The following is a 14,194-nucleotide window of genomic DNA, read 5'->3' as shown; positions in this document are numbered from 1 at the left end:
GTTTAGGCTTTTAAGGCGTCGGCAATATTGAGTTTCGACATACGCAGAGCCGGGAGCACGCCCGACAGAAATCCGAAGAGCAAACAGACCAAGACGCTGATCAGAAACACACTCAGGTTGATGGTCAGGTCGGCGTGGGCAATCCAGCCGCTTTGGTTGATGAGCTGAATGATGCCGAAACTCAAGACCAGCGCAATGGCCCCGCCGATAAACGTGATGAAGATGTTTTCGATGATAAACTGCCATAGCAGCGTGCGTACCGGTGCCCCAAAAGCTTTCCGGATACCGATTTCGGAGGCTCGCTCCAGAATCCGGCTGATGTTGACGTTGACCAGATTGATGGCCGGTAAGCCAATGAGCATGAACAGGATAAAGCTGACGACACCGATCAGGGCGGCTTTCAGGCCCGGCCCGCCGTCCAGAATAATACTCAGAAAGTTGTTGACGTAGGTCTCACTTTTAACATCGATGAAGGCGTATTTGAAATCGCCATCGACGCCCGGCACTGGCAGTCGGCGGATCCGCTCCTGAAACTCGGCCTGTATGGCGGGCAGGTCGCTTTTGTCTTTGGCCAGCACAATGGCGTTGTACTGACCGTTCATACTTTCGCGCTGATAATTGCTCTTGGGGGCCGTGTACGGAAAATACACATCGGCATGGGTGAATAACCGGGTGATGGGGCTCCCTTTCACCACCCCAATGACCCGGTAGCGGGTGTTTTCAACGTCGATGTCTTTCCCCACGGCCGACTCCTCGGGGTTGGGGAAGTACTGCTCCTTGAAGTCGTTGGTGATAACGGCTACGCGCTCGCCACTGCTGATAGTTTGCTCGTTGTAGGGCTTGCCTTCCAGAAACGTAAACTCGTTGACCCGCCAGAACTCAGCATCGGTATAGGAGGTGTTGAGCTTGATCTTGCGCGTACCCACGTAGGCGTTGGATGCGTTGAAAAACGAAAAAATGGTGGCCCGTTCCGGGGTTTTAAGCGGCCGTACGTGCTCGGTCAGAAACCGGAAGGACATGGGGCTCGTTTGCCGCGCGTTACGGCTCGAATCGCTCCGCAGCATAATCTGAATATACAGCGACCGGTCGCGGTTGACTTCGGGGTAATGGCTGCCAAACAGGTGGTCCAGAAACGAGGTCAGTACCATGAGCACCGTCAGGGTCAGGCTGATGCCAAACAGGGTAATGAAGGTGTAGAACGGATGCCTCAGCAACACCTTCCAAGCGATTTTGATGTAGTTCAGTAGCATTTTAGCGATGAGTTATGAGTGATGAACGATGAGTGACAGTGACCGGATAGATAAACAAACGCTCTTATTGCAAGCCGCTTTTCACTCATTCACTCATTCACTCTTTCGCTCATTAAAACGGAGTCTCCCACCATAGCCCCGTCAAACAAACGGACCAGCCGATGGGTTTTTTTTGCCATTGTTTCGTCGTGAGTAACCATCACAATGGTAGCCCCGTCGGCGTTGAGCTGTTGTAGAATCGACATGATCTCGTTGCCCATCGCGCTGTCGAGGTTACCGGTGGGTTCGTCGGCCAGGATGATGGATGGTTGGCCCACGATGGCCCGCGCAATAGCAACCCGCTGTTTTTGCCCACCCGACAGCTGGTTCGGGAAATGGTTCATTCGGTTGCTCAGGCCTACTTTTTCGAGGGCTTCCCGCGCCAGTTGCCGACGCGACGACCCCGATGCGTCGCCCTTTCTGTACAACAGGGGAATCTCTACGTTGTCGAGCACCGAGAGATCGTTGATCAGGTGGAAGCTCTGGAAAATGAACCCAATTTTCTGGTTCCGAAGCCGGGCCAGTTCTTTGTCGCGGTACTGCGTGACGGTCTCGCCACCAATCTCGACCCGGCCCGCACTGGGGGCGTCGAGCAGGCCCATGAGGTTGAGTAACGTCGACTTGCCGCAGCCGCTTGGCCCCATGATCGAGACGAATTCACCCGTCCGGATGTGCAGATTGATGTTGTTCAGGGCCAGCGTTTCGATGGTGCTGGTCCGGTACACTTTTTCGATGTTCTGGAGGTTAATCATAATTGTTGGGGGAAAGGAGAAGAGGGGGAAAAAGGAGGAGGGGGAGGAAAGGGAAGAGTAGGAGTAAGAGAAAGTAAGATGTAAGAGATTCTTTGTCCTTTTCCTCCTTCCTCTCTTCTCCTTTCATTCTCTTTTTCCTTCTATTTTCTGGTTACGTTCAAAATCATACAAGGTGAGCAGTCGGAGCGTGTAGTACGACTGCCAATAGTCGCGGAGGGCCAAAATGGCATCCCGGCGGGCGCGGTCTTTGTCCTGAATGGCAATGCCGAGGTCGGTTACGGTCAGGTCGCTGAGTTTAAATCGTTCCTGGGCGATCTGGTACCGATTTTGGGCAATCTGGTCGGCTTCGGCGGTCAGTTTCACCTGCTGGCGTAGCATATCGAGCAGGGTCACCTGCGTGTACAGCTGTTGCTCGAAGGTTCGTTTAGCCTGTTCTACGGTCTGAATGGTCAGTTGCCCGTTGGCCTCGGCGGTTTCGGTGCGGGCTTTGGCCCGTCCCCACGTCATGATGGGCATTGTAAACCGAAGCTCAACAAACTGCCGATCCTGCGGGCGTTGGTACACATCAACGGGCCGCGCCCCCCGGTTGGTCAGGCCAAAATCGGCGTTTAGCACCGCATTCAGGCCGTTTTCTTTCCGGGCTTTTTCAATGTCCCGCTCGGCTTCGAGGAGCCGACGCCCAAACGCAATGGCATCTGACCGGTTGGCAAACGCCTGGTTCAATGCCTGTTGAATATCGACCGGAAAGGTGCTGATCTGAGCCGGAATAGCGAGGTCAAACGAACGCAGGGCCTCGTTGCCCTGAAGGTTCAGAAATGCCCGCAGCTTGAGCGAGGCTACCTCAGCCGTTTGCCGGGCCGACGCCAGGTCTTTGCGGGCATTGAGCACGCTCAGCTGGAGTTGCAGTAAATCGTTGCGCGAGATTTTACCCAGTTCGAGCTTGTGCCCGGCAATGGTAAACAGGGTGTCGTTGTTGGCCCGGTTGGTCTCGGCAATTTGCAGGTTCACCTGCGCCACCAGCAGATCGAAGTAAAGCCCGGTGGCATCGAGCGCCACCTGTTCGAGGGCCTCCACATATTGTCCGTTACTCTCTGCGTAGCGGAGCGGCTCAATCCGGCGCTCCCACTTCATGGGGTTGAACCGAAATAGGGGCTGACTCAGGCCAATGGCAAACGGAATGCCGTTGTATAGGGTGTTGCGGGCCATAAAATTGTCGAACCGCTGAAGCTGATGCTGCACGTAAATGGCCCCGCCCGTGAGCGGAATATTCTGGCTCAGTTCCAGATTCAGCAGGGAGTTGTTGTTCGAAACGGGCTGAAACGCAATGGTTCCGTCGGGTTGCTGTACCTGAATAAACGAACGGGTAAAGCTCGGCAACGACCCGTTGAGGCTCAACTGAGGCTTGTAATCGGCCAGAAATGAGCGGTATTTCCAGTAATTGGTTTTCTGGAGGGTAGCCGCCTGCCGGGCCGCAATGGATTGCTCGCGGGCCATCTGAACCACCTCTTCGAGTGTCAGCCGCAACGGTTGCGCCTTGGCCCAGATCGTGGCAAGCAGCATCAGCCAAACCGTCAGACAGTATGTATTTCGTGCGTTCATGGATGGGTTGATTCTAGTCTAAACGGCCCTGGCTCATTGGTTCACAATCGTGAGCTGATCTACGTGCTCGTACTCGCTCATATCGGTCAGGATTACCCGTTCGCCGGGTTGCAGCCCGCTTTTGATCTCGACCCAGTCGAAGTTGGTCAGGCCAATCTCGACTTCGCGCCGGTGGGCGATGTTGTCGGTGCCCATCACAAACACAAACTGTTTCCGCTTGCCTTTAAACGCAGGGCCGTTGGCTATCCGAATGGCCTGCGGGCTGCGGCTCGTGACCACAAACACCTCAACTTTCTGGTTAGGCCGGAGCGATGCGTGCCGGTTATCGTCCAGGGACACGGCAAACTTCACCGTGCCGTTTTGCACCGACGGCTTGATCTGGGTAATCAGGCCCCGCAAATCCACCTCGTTGATGCGCACAATCACGGGCAGGCCCGTCCGGAGCTGGTCGGCGTAGGTGTCTGAGCAGGAAGCCTCGACCCGGAAGCTGCCCAAATCGGCCACTTTCACGAGCATTTCGCCCTCGTTCACAGCCGAGCCCACGTTTTCGTTTACCCACGTGAGTACCCCCGCCCGGTCGGCCAGGATCTCGGCCTGCCGCAGCTTTTGGGCCAGTACCTTGAGGTTGGTGCCTTCGATGCGGGCCTGCAATTCGGATTCCTTCAGGCTGGCACCCATCGACCGACGGTTGTAGGCCAGATCGTTTTCGAGTTGTTTTTTCTCCAACTGCGCAATGCGGAGGGCGTTTTCGGCACGGGTCACATCTTCGGGGGTTCGGCCGCCCACTTTGAGCAAGCGCCGGGCATCTTCGACTTCGGCGCGCAACCGATTGATGTTTAGAAGCTTGATCTGGTCCGAGATGTCGGCATCGTACAGGTTCTTGTCGAGCTTCATCCGCAACTGTTCAATGCTGTTTTGTTTGAGCGCCAGTTGGTCCTGTAGTTTTTCGTACTCGATCTGGGTGAGCGATTTGTCTAATTCCAGAATGGCCTGACCGGGCCGCACCCGCGCACCGGGCGTTAGGAGTACCCGTCGGATGCTCGCCCGGATGGGGCTGGTCATGATTTGTTCGTAGGCCGGGATAATTTCGCCGGTGGCGGTGAGGGTATTTTCTACGGGCCCGGTTTGGGCAACGGCCGTTCGGATTCGGGATGCTTCGACCGATGTGTGCAGCAGGGAGCGAAGGCCCACGGCTGCACCGACCAGAGCAGCTAAAGCCAGCAGGCCAACGGTCCAGCTTTTACGGCGGGAGCGGGTAATTTGTTCGGGAGCAAGGGCGCGGTCCATACAGTGTCGGGTTTCGCATACTGTAGGTGCGAATCGTGTGCCATTGCTTAATTGGTTAATAGTGAGATAGTTGTGTTCGTGTCTGCTATAAGGTGAGGTGCGTAACCGCTCGGTCTGTGCGAAAACGCACACGCCCCCAGTCTAAAAACAAACAGCCGCCCCGGTGTTGGTCGGGGCGGCTGTGTTTGGGTAGGCTATATCGGTACGAACCTACGCGGGGCTTCGAATTAATGATGAACGAGTACGGCCTCAACATCCTCGACTTCCATATGGCCGTCGGGGTTGACGCCGGTGAGCCGCACAGGTACCACCTCGTTGATTAGCAACGGGTCGTACTTAGCGGCTACACGCACGTAGTTTTCCGTAAAACCGTGCATTAGGCCCGATTGCCGGTCGGTGTCTTCGGCATCTTCTTCAAACAAGACCGTGCACCGGCGCCCAATCTGACTGTCATAAAAGGCCCGGCGTTTTTTGTCTGACAGAATATGCAGCATCTTCGACCGCTCGGCGCGCACGTTGCCCGGCACGATAGGCCTGATGCTCAGGGCGTGCGTGTTGGGCCGCTCCGAGTACGTAAATACGTGCAGGTACGAGATGGGCAACTCATTCAGAAACGTGTAGGTTTCGCGGAAAAGCTCGTCGGTTTCGCCGGGATGCCCTACAATCACATCCACCCCAATGCAGGCATGGGGCAGCAGTTCCTTTATTTGGGCAACCCGCTCGGCGTACAGCTCGCGCTTGTACCGACGGCGCATCAGACCCAACACTTTGTTGGACCCCGATTGCAGTGGCACGTGGAAGTGGGGGACAAACCGCTTCGATTGAGCCACAAACTCGATAATTTCGTCGGTGAGCAGGTTAGGCTCAATACTCGAAATGCGGAATCGCTCAATGCCTTCAACTTCGTCCAGGGCTTTTACCAGATCGAAAAATGTTTCGGTCCGTTCGCCGTTGACGAGGCCAAAGTCGCCGATGTTTACGCCCGTCAAGACTATTTCCTTCACGGCTGCGGCACCCTGCCCGCGCCCGGCAATTTCGTGGGCGGCCCGCACCACATTGGCCACCGTGTCGGATCGGCTTTTGCCCCGCGCGAGCGGAATGGTGCAGTAGGAGCAGGGGTAATCGCACCCGTCCTGCACTTTCAGAAACGTGCGGGTACGGTCGTTGAGCGAATACGAAGCGTGGTAGTCCAGCACCTCTTCAATGTTGGAGTTGAACACCCGCGCCTGGCCGGTAGGGGCCTTTTCAAACGAATCGATCAGCTCATGGAGCCGGAATTTCTCGGCTGCACCCAGCACCGCATCAACGCCCGGAATGGTGGCAATCTCCTGCGGTTTCAGCTGCGCATAACACCCCAGAATAGCCACGTAGCCGTCGGGGTTGATCTTTTGCGCTTCACGCACAATCTTCCGGCATTTCTTGTCGGCATTGTCGGTCACCGAACAGGTGTTGATGATGAATATGTCGGGCTGCTGATTAAACTCCACCCGTTGGTAGCCCTGCCCTTCGAGCAACCGCCCGATGGTCGACGTTTCGGAGAAGTTTAGCTTACAGCCGAGTGTATAAAAGGCAACTTTTTTCATGATTTCCGGCCGATTGGCTTGCAAAAGTACAAAAAAACGTCGGATTGGCGGTCTCTGCGGCTCCGGTGAGCGCCCACACACCTGCCTATTTGCTCAGGTAATCGCCCACGCTGACGGCTTCAAAGGCCATACCCGTTTTGAGATCGGCGTCCGAAACGGTTCCGTGCTGTTCTATAATCTGGCGGGCGTCGTTGTCGAACACCAGTGCCCGCCCCGGTCGCACAAAGCCGAAGCCGTTATGAAACGCAAAGTAGGCAAACGACTCGGGTACGGGGGCCAGCGCATCGCGGCTCCACCGAAACGCGGTCGACTCAATACCTAACTGATGCAGCAATGTAGCGGCCAGGTCGGTTTGTGAAGCCACCTGATCCATCACGCCCGGTTTTTGAAGCGCCCCACCCAGCCACAGCATCGGAATATGAAACTCGGCGGTTTTGTTGGTGCCTATATGAGGGAGTCGGTGGCCATGATCGCCCACAATAATGACGAGTGTATTGTTCCACCAGGGTTGCTGTTTAGCCTGCGCAATAAATTCGCCTAAACTCTTGTCGGCATAGTAGTGGGCGTTCAGAAACAGCGCTTCCTCGTTTTTGCCGGGTATGGCCGTGGGCATGGGTACCTCAAAAGGCTCGTGGCTGCTGAGTGTGAAGAAGGTCGTAAAAAAAGGCGCTTTCTGCTTGCCCAGATCCGCCAGTACCCGGTTGTACACCACATGGTCGTGGGCGCCCCATTTTGAGTTCCAGGTGTCGGGTGGAAAGTCAGCTTTCGAGACAATCCGGTCGTACTGGCTATGGAACAGATACGACCGGATGTTGGCAAACTCAGTTTCTCCTCCGTAGTAAAATGCCGTTTGGTAGCCTTGTTCGCGGAGCGTGCGCGCCAGCGTCGGTAGCTTGGCCGACTTTTGCGGCACGGTCATGATCGAGGTTAGTGGCTGAGCCGGAAAACCACTCAGCAGGGCCACCAGCCCTTTTTCGCTGCGGTCGCCACTGGCATAGTAGTTGGTAAACAGCAGCCCCTCGCGGCAGAGCTTATCGAACTCGGGCGTGACCCCCGTACGACCGCCCACGGGCGAGACAATCTTGGCCGTCAGGCTCTCCCATACAATGAGGAGCACGTTGGGCCGGGGATTGTTCAGCACCCGGGCCGATTGAGGCTGACTACCCACTGGATACAGCGACTGCACCGCCTGATTGGCTACGTGCTGGGGCAGAAACTGGAACGGGTTGGTTTTATCGTCGGATTTTTCGAGAGCCGAGAAAATGAAATTCCATTGCGGATTGATAGCCGCGTGGTTGGCAAACGCAACCGGCGAGAAGAAAACCCCACTCACATTCATTGGAATTTGCTGCAAGCCGCCCCGGATCGGAATAATGAGTGCGGCTGTAGCTCCCAGCAGCGGCACAAACGACCAGCGCGGTGCCGGCCGGAGCAGCACAAACGCCAGATGATTGAGCCGGTTGAAAAAGAGAAGGCCCAGCACAATCAGCCCGATAAGAATAACCGAGAGCCATTCGAGGGGCGACGACCCGATGGAAGCCAGCGCTTCGGCAGGGGTTTTAAGGTACCGTAAAAAGGTCGTGTCGAGCCGGAAGCCCCAGGTACGGTACATCTCCATATCGATGGTGGTCATAAAACTGACCAGAATCAGCAGCAGCGACGTATAGCGGGCAAAGAACCCTGGCAACCAGCGCGAGGGCAAAAAAGCCAGCGCCAGCCCCGGCAACAAACCGGCGTACCCTGCTACGGACAGGTCCATGCGGAGACCGTGCAGCAGAATGTCGGGCCAGAGGGCCAGGTCGGCTGTTCCGTGAAATGCCTGGTATATCAGAAAAATGCAACGGTTAAACTGAAGCCAGATTGCCCAGCCAATGCCGTATAGAAGCAACCAGAGTATGCGTGTAATCATGTTTAAGTTACGGAAACAGATGTTGATGATAACCACAAAATACGCCGATGCGTGCCCAACAACGCTACACTATTTGTAAGAGCGGTGTACAGAGTTAGTAAAAGGTAGGTGTACGTTTTTGGGTGTTTGGAAGAGAAATAGTCATGATTTCGGAGAAACAGGTTTCCAGATTGGCAAATTTTAGAGAGGTTTTTGCTGAATAGTCCAAACTTATGTTTGGTATTTATGGGATATGCTTCCGAATTTTATTGTCTATTTTTTGTACAGTACGAATTATAATTATGAATTTTTTGCAAATTTCAATAAAAATGGGGGTTTGATTTGCGGTTGACTTTATTATTATCTTGTTGGCTATTACATTTGCCAACAGATAATCAACGGTTTGCCGCTACCGTTTAATCGCAACAAAACCTAACATCTATATCGTTTATCATCATGGCAAAGTGCAAACTCGAGTACATTTGGCTTGACGGATACAAGCCCACTCAAAGCCTTCGGTCGAAAACCAAAATCGTAACGGATTTTTCGGGTAAGGTAGAAGACGCTGAAATGTGGTCGTTCGACGGATCATCGACTGAGCAGGCTCCCGGCGGCTCATCAGACTGTCTCTTGAAGCCTGCTTTCGTTTGCCCCGACCCACAGCGCAAAAACGGTTTCCTCGTGATGTGCGAAGTGCTCAATGCCGATGGCACTCCCCACGAGTCGAACGGTCGCGCTACGATCGATGATGATGACAATGATTTCTGGTTTGGTTTTGAGCAGGAGTACTTCCTGTGGGATGTGGCCATCGACAAGCCGATGGGCTTCCCGGCCGAAGGTTTCCCCAAGCGTCCGCAGGGGCCATACTATTGCTCGGTAGGTGCCATGAACGCGTTTGGTCGTCATATCGTAGAAGAACACCTCGATGTGTGCCTCGATGCCGGCCTGAACGTAGAAGGTATCAACGCTGAGGTGGCAACCGGTCAGTGGGAGTTCCAGATTTTTGCCAAAGGAGCTAAAGAAGCCGGCGATCAGATTTGGGTAGCTCGCTACCTGCTGGAGCGCATCGGTGAAAAATATAACGTTGCTATCAACTGGCACTGCAAGCCCCTGGGCGATACCGATTGGAACGGTTCAGGTATGCACGCCAACTTCTCAAATACGGCCCTCCGTACCGCAGGCAGCAAAGACGTTTACGACACCATCTGTCAGTCGTTTGCACCGGTAGTGGCAGAACACATCGCCGTATATGGTGCTGATAACCACATGCGCTTGACCGGCAAGCACGAAACCCAGTCGATTGATACGTTCTCATACGGTGTGTCTGACCGGGGTGCTTCGATTCGTATCCCCATCGCAACGGTAGAGCGGGGCTGGAAAGGCTGGCTCGAAGATCGTCGGCCCAACTCGGCTGCTGATCCATACAAAGTGGCTTCACGTATCATCAAGACCGTGAAGTCGGCTGAGGTGCTCGTATAAAGGGTAGGGGTAGGATTCTATACAATCGCCCAGGTCGCGGTACGTAATCACAACCCGTTTCGGTCGTAAATCAGTTGAATCCAATTACCAACCCCATAAAATCAAACCCCATCTGCCTGGCAGGTGGGGTTTTTGTGTATAGTTGCATTGATTTTTAGCCAATCTGTTTAGTTTTGGCTTTGTTTTCACCGCATATAAATGCCACTGACTTGTTATGTCGAATTACCGTTTCAAAGCCCTCGAAATAGCCCAGAATCGTTATGCCAAACCCGTGACTCCGCCTGCTGAGCGCGTGGCCGATTTTTACGGCGTCAATACATTCAATAAAGAAACCATGCGGGCGCTGCTTTCGCCCGAAGCATACCTCCGCATCACCGAAGCCATTGACACGGGTGGCAAAATTGACCGCGACATTGCCGACGAGGTGGCCAACGCCATGAAGTCTTGGGCGGTATCGCGCGGTGCAACGCATTATACCCACTGGTTTCAGCCGCTGACCGGCTCGACGGCCGAAAAACACGATGCCTTTTTTGACCTGACGATGGATGGAAAAGCCATTGAGAAATTCAAAGGGGGAGCTTTGGTGCAGCAGGAGCCCGATGCGTCGTCGTTCCCGAACGGTGGCCTGCGCAATACCTTCGAGGCTCGCGGCTATACCGGCTGGGATCCGTCGTCGCCCGCGTTTCTGATGGACAACGGGGCCGGTGGCAAAACCCTCTGTATTCCGTCGGTATTCATCTCGTACACGGGCGAGGCTCTTGACTACAAAACGCCCTTGCTTAAGTCGCTGTCGGCTCTCGATAAGGCTGCTACGGCTGTGTGCCAGTATTTCGATCGGAATATTGATAAAGTAACGGCTACCCTCGGTGCCGAGCAGGAGTACTTCGTGATCGACAAGGCCCTGTTCTACGCCCGGCCCGATCTGGTCATGGCGGGCCGTACCGTGTTTGGGCACTCGCCAGCACGCGGGCAGCAGCTTGAAGATCACTATTTCGGCTCTATTCCGCCCCGTGTCAACGCGTTCATGGTCGACTACGAATTCGAGGCCCTCAAACTGGGTATTCCGGTTCGGACGCGCCACAACGAGGTAGCCCCCGGTCAGTTTGAAGTAGCCCCGACATTTGAAGAGGTGAACCTGGCCGTAGACCATAACGCCCTGCTCATGGATTTGATGGAGCGAGTGGCTGAGCGGCACGATTTTAAGGTGCTGTTCCACGAAAAACCGTTTGCCGGTATCAACGGTAGTGGTAAGCACAACAACTGGTCGATGGGTACCAACACGGGCGTGAACTTGCTCGGACCCAGCACCAAGCCGAAAGAAACGCTCCGGTTCATCACGTTCCTGGTAAACGTAATCAAGGCTGTACACGACCATGCCGACCTGCTGCGGGCCAGTATTGCCTCGGCCGGCAACGAGCACCGGCTAGGTGCCAACGAGGCTCCCCCGGCCATTATGTCGGTGTTTCTGGGCGAAACCCTCACGAAGGCACTCGAAGATCTCGAAACCAAAAACGAAATCGCGCTCAACAAAGGCGACAACGTGTACTACAAGCTGGGCCTGAACCGGATTCCGTCGTTGATTCGCGACAATACCGACCGAAACCGTACCTCGCCGTTTGCCTTTACGGGCAATAAGTTTGAGTTCCGGGCGGTGGGTGGTGCCGCCAACTCATCGTCGACGATGATTGTACTCAACACCATTGTGGCCGCTCAGCTGCAGCAGTTCAAGGCCGACCTCGACGTGCGGCTGAACAACGGTGAGAAGAAAGAACTGGCCATAGTCGACATCCTGAAGCAGTATTATAAAGGCTGCAAGCGGATTTTGTTTGAAGGCAACGGCTACTCAGATGAGTGGGTGGAAGAAGCGGCCCGCCGGGGTCTGTCAAACATTAACTCGACGCCCGAAGCCCTCAAAGTTTACCTCAGCCAGGAGTCACTCGATGTGTTCCAGCGGGTAGGCGTTATGGGCCATACGGAGGTGCATTCGCGCTACGAAATTGAGCTGGAGAAGTACGTAAAGAAAGTGCAGATCGAGGCCCGCGTTATGGGCGATCTGGCCATCAACCACGTGGTTTCGACGGCGGTGAAATACCAGGCCAAACTGGCCGAAACGGCTAAAAACCTGGTCGATCTGGGTATGGTGACCGAGGCAGAGCCCGTGAAAGACATTCTCCGGGAGATTTCGACCCGGGTGGCGGTAATCAAGAAAAACGTGGAAGAGATGATCGAAGCCCGTAAGCGTGCCAACAACAAGGCCGACACGGCTGAGATGGCCCGCCTGTATGCTACCGAGGTGATCGGGTATTTCGACGGAATCCGGTACGAGGTAGATAAGCTGGAACAGATTGTCGATGACGAAGACTGGCCACTGGTGAAATACCGCGAGATGCTCTTTGTGAAGTAAGCTACGGAGCGGCCCGCTGTAGTATTTCTGCGGCCCGATATGATTAGTTCTGAACGGGTCCGGTGTTTTTGATTAACACCGGACCCGTATTTTTTGGGTGCCGGCCCGACCTCCTGACCATCTCCCTTATCCTGTGCATTCTGACTTGCTTGCGCACCTGACCCGATTGCCCCACCGCGGGGCGGCCACCCCCTGCGAACGGGAAGCCGCAGCTTTACTGAGCCAATGCCTCACCGACATGGGGGCCGAGGTCCGGCTCGAACCGTTTCGAACGCCCAAAACATACGTAACCGTGGTGTACTGGCTCATTGGCGGGCTGGTGCTTGGGCTGCTGCTGGTGCGGCCGGGGGCCTGGTGGACACCCGCTTTGGCGTGGGTGTATGCGGGGTTGGCCTGGCTATATTTCAACTGGCGGTACTCACCGGTGGTGCAGTTTCCGGTGCTACACACCGCCCATAACGTAGTGGGCCGGTGGCCGGCGACTACCAACCGGCCCGAGTCGGTCAGGAAGCTGATTCTGATGGCTCATTATGATACGGCTCCTGTATCGGCCCTGTACGGGTCGAGTCAGCGAACATTTCGGGCGTCGCTCATTGTCTCGCTGATGCTCATGGTACTGGCAGCAGGGCTGGCTACGCTCGAAGCTGCCGGGGTAGGGTGGGGGTGGCTGTCATATGCCCGGTACGGACTGGTCCTCTATTTTGTGTTGCAGGCGGTGATGGGTACCATTGGCTACTACCTGCACGGCTACACCAACGGTGCCAGCGATAACGCAACGGGTGTGGTGGCGGCTCTGCAAACGGCCGACCGGCTCCGGCATAACAAACCGGCCCACGTGGATCTGGAAGTGGTGCTAACGAGTGCTGAAGAAGTTGGGATGCTGGGTGCGTATTATTACGTTGAAAAACACCGCCAAAGCTGGCCGACGGGCAAAACGGCTGCTATCAACTTCGATACCCTGGGGGCTGGTAAACTAACGGTAATCGAACAAACCGGTACCGTGGAGGTTATTCAGTACAAAAATATAGCTACGCAAACGGCCCGCGAACTGCTTCAGAATGAGCCTTTTCGGGAGCAGGTGCAGACTGGACGCTGGCACACAGCCGATTTTGATAGCGTCTGGTTTGTGCGGCAGCACATACCCGTTCTGGCGTTGTGTGCGCTCGACCAAAACGGCGAAATGCCTCGGATTCATCGCCCTGAAGATACGATTAGTGCGGTGGATCAGAGACCGTTAGATATAGCGGTTGATTTGGCCGAAGCGGTTTTCCGCCGATTGTCTGTAGCTTTGTAAGTATATGGCAACGAATCAGAATCCGGGCTTTGACCCGAAAGAAATCGAAGAGCTGCGTGCTGAGTGCAGCGAAGGTGAAACCTCGTTTGTGTACATCGAAGATCCCGATCTGGACATGCTGGAGTCGGGCGAGTGCGAGCACATTCAGTTTGTGGGTACCTACAAAGGCCAGGATGTTATCTATGATGCCCTGGTGTACACGTTGCGCCTGCATCATAGCAGCATGGTGTACGAGATGGCGGTTGAGCAACTCAAAACGTCGTTTCCGAGCTACGTACCCCCCGAGGAGCGTAAGGCGAATTATAAAATCAGCCCTGAAGACGAGGAAGAAGCCGAAACCGCGCTGACTGAGCTGATCGAAGAGCTGGAAGAAACCGAGGCTGTGAAAGTGCAGGAGCATGTAGAGCTCGACCTGGATTCGGATTATGGTATTGCGCTCGACGTGTGTCTCAACGTGGAAGAAATCAACGAAGAGGTGATCGAAGCGTTTATTCAAAAATTCAATAGCGGCACCCTGCAATTAGACACAACGCTGTACTCGTTCTCCGAAGACGGCGAAGAATAGAGGCTTTGAGTTTTTAGTTTTTGGTTTATTGTTTTTGGTTGCTGAGGATTAAGT

General features: G+C 54.8%; 10 protein-coding genes. 4 read left to right on the top strand and 6 right to left on the bottom strand.

Features of this window, described 5'->3' with window-relative positions:
• Nucleotides 1–2 precede the first annotated feature (2 nt).
• From RUDLU_RS0104525 to RUDLU_RS26945, 6 genes are all read right to left on the bottom strand, one after another.
• Nucleotides 3–1,250, bottom strand: coding sequence for an ABC transporter permease (locus RUDLU_RS0104525; RefSeq protein WP_019987167.1), 1,248 nt, complete (start codon nt 1,248–1,250; stop codon nt 3–5).
• Nucleotides 1,251–1,339: 89 nt separating this feature from the next.
• On the bottom strand, nt 1,340–2,041 hold the full coding sequence (locus RUDLU_RS26950; protein WP_019987166.1) for an ABC transporter ATP-binding protein: 702 nt from the start codon (nt 2,039–2,041) through the stop codon (nt 1,340–1,342).
• Between the two features lie 123 nt (nt 2,042–2,164).
• On the bottom strand, nt 2,165–3,640 hold the full coding sequence (locus RUDLU_RS0104510; protein WP_019987164.1) for a TolC family protein: 1,476 nt from the start codon (nt 3,638–3,640) through the stop codon (nt 2,165–2,167).
• Between the two features lie 33 nt (nt 3,641–3,673).
• Complete coding sequence (locus RUDLU_RS0104505) at nt 3,674–4,927, bottom strand: efflux RND transporter periplasmic adaptor subunit (protein WP_019987163.1); 1,254 nt, start codon at nt 4,925–4,927, stop codon at nt 3,674–3,676.
• 227 nt (nt 4,928–5,154) lie between these two features.
• The gene (mtaB, locus tag RUDLU_RS0104500; RefSeq protein WP_044129901.1) at nt 5,155–6,510 is read right to left on the bottom strand and encodes a tRNA (N(6)-L-threonylcarbamoyladenosine(37)-C(2))-methylthiotransferase MtaB; all 1,356 of its coding nucleotides are present in this window, start codon (nt 6,508–6,510) and stop codon (nt 5,155–5,157) included.
• An 85-nt stretch (nt 6,511–6,595) separates the two neighbouring features.
• Nucleotides 6,596–8,419: an LTA synthase family protein gene (locus RUDLU_RS26945; RefSeq protein ID WP_052316739.1), complete on the bottom strand. Its 1,824-nt coding sequence runs from the start codon at nt 8,417–8,419 to the stop codon at nt 6,596–6,598.
• A gap of 435 nt (nt 8,420–8,854) precedes the next feature.
• On the opposite strand from RUDLU_RS26945, the gene RUDLU_RS0104485 reads away from it, so the two are divergent.
• The 4 genes from RUDLU_RS0104485 to RUDLU_RS0104470 all read left to right on the top strand — a co-directional run bounded on the left by RUDLU_RS0104485 (nt 8,855) and on the right by RUDLU_RS0104470 (nt 14,140).
• Nucleotides 8,855–9,877, top strand: a complete 1,023-nt coding sequence (locus tag RUDLU_RS0104485) for a glutamine synthetase beta-grasp domain-containing protein (RefSeq protein ID WP_019987159.1) — start codon at nt 8,855–8,857, stop codon at nt 9,875–9,877.
• 214 nt (nt 9,878–10,091) lie between these two features.
• A complete protein-coding gene (locus tag RUDLU_RS0104480) occupies nt 10,092–12,281 on the top strand; it encodes a glutamine synthetase III family protein (protein WP_019987158.1) in 2,190 nt (729 codons plus the stop codon).
• A gap of 133 nt (nt 12,282–12,414) precedes the next feature.
• The gene (locus tag RUDLU_RS0104475; RefSeq protein ID WP_027302757.1) at nt 12,415–13,575 is read left to right on the top strand and encodes a M20/M25/M40 family metallo-hydrolase; all 1,161 of its coding nucleotides are present in this window, start codon (nt 12,415–12,417) and stop codon (nt 13,573–13,575) included.
• 4 nt (nt 13,576–13,579) lie between these two features.
• On the top strand, nt 13,580–14,140 hold the full coding sequence (locus RUDLU_RS0104470) for a hypothetical protein (RefSeq protein WP_019987156.1): 561 nt from the start codon (nt 13,580–13,582) through the stop codon (nt 14,138–14,140).
• The last annotated feature ends 54 nt before the right edge of the window (nt 14,141–14,194 follow it).

This window comes from Rudanella lutea DSM 19387 (assembly GCF_000383955.1).
In the GTDB taxonomy this organism is placed as follows: domain Bacteria; phylum Bacteroidota; class Bacteroidia; order Cytophagales; family Spirosomataceae; genus Rudanella; species Rudanella lutea.
The sequence above is the reverse complement of the archived record's forward strand: the minus strand, read 5'-3'. Positions and strand labels throughout refer to the sequence as shown.

What these genes read in the sequence shown, in the direction of transcription:
- RUDLU_RS0104525 (WP_019987167.1), bottom strand. Translation starts at nt 1,250, where the DNA reads ATGCTACTGAACTACATCAAAATCGCTTGGAAGGTGTTGCTGAGGCAT.
- RUDLU_RS26950 (WP_019987166.1), bottom strand. Translation starts at nt 2,041, where the DNA reads ATGATTAACCTCCAGAACATCGAAAAAGTGTACCGGACCAGCACCATC.
- RUDLU_RS0104510 (WP_019987164.1), bottom strand. Translation starts at nt 3,640, where the DNA reads ATGAACGCACGAAATACATACTGTCTGACGGTTTGGCTGATGCTGCTT.
- RUDLU_RS0104505 (WP_019987163.1), bottom strand. Translation starts at nt 4,927, where the DNA reads ATGGACCGCGCCCTTGCTCCCGAACAAATTACCCGCTCCCGCCGTAAA.
- mtaB (WP_044129901.1), bottom strand. Translation starts at nt 6,510, where the DNA reads ATGAAAAAAGTTGCCTTTTATACACTCGGCTGTAAGCTAAACTTCTCC.
- RUDLU_RS26945 (WP_052316739.1), bottom strand. Translation starts at nt 8,419, where the DNA reads ATGATTACACGCATACTCTGGTTGCTTCTATACGGCATTGGCTGGGCA.
- RUDLU_RS0104485 (WP_019987159.1), top strand. Translation starts at nt 8,855, where the DNA reads ATGGCAAAGTGCAAACTCGAGTACATTTGGCTTGACGGATACAAGCCC.
- RUDLU_RS0104480 (WP_019987158.1), top strand. Translation starts at nt 10,092, where the DNA reads ATGTCGAATTACCGTTTCAAAGCCCTCGAAATAGCCCAGAATCGTTAT.
- RUDLU_RS0104470 (WP_019987156.1), top strand. Translation starts at nt 13,580, where the DNA reads ATGGCAACGAATCAGAATCCGGGCTTTGACCCGAAAGAAATCGAAGAG.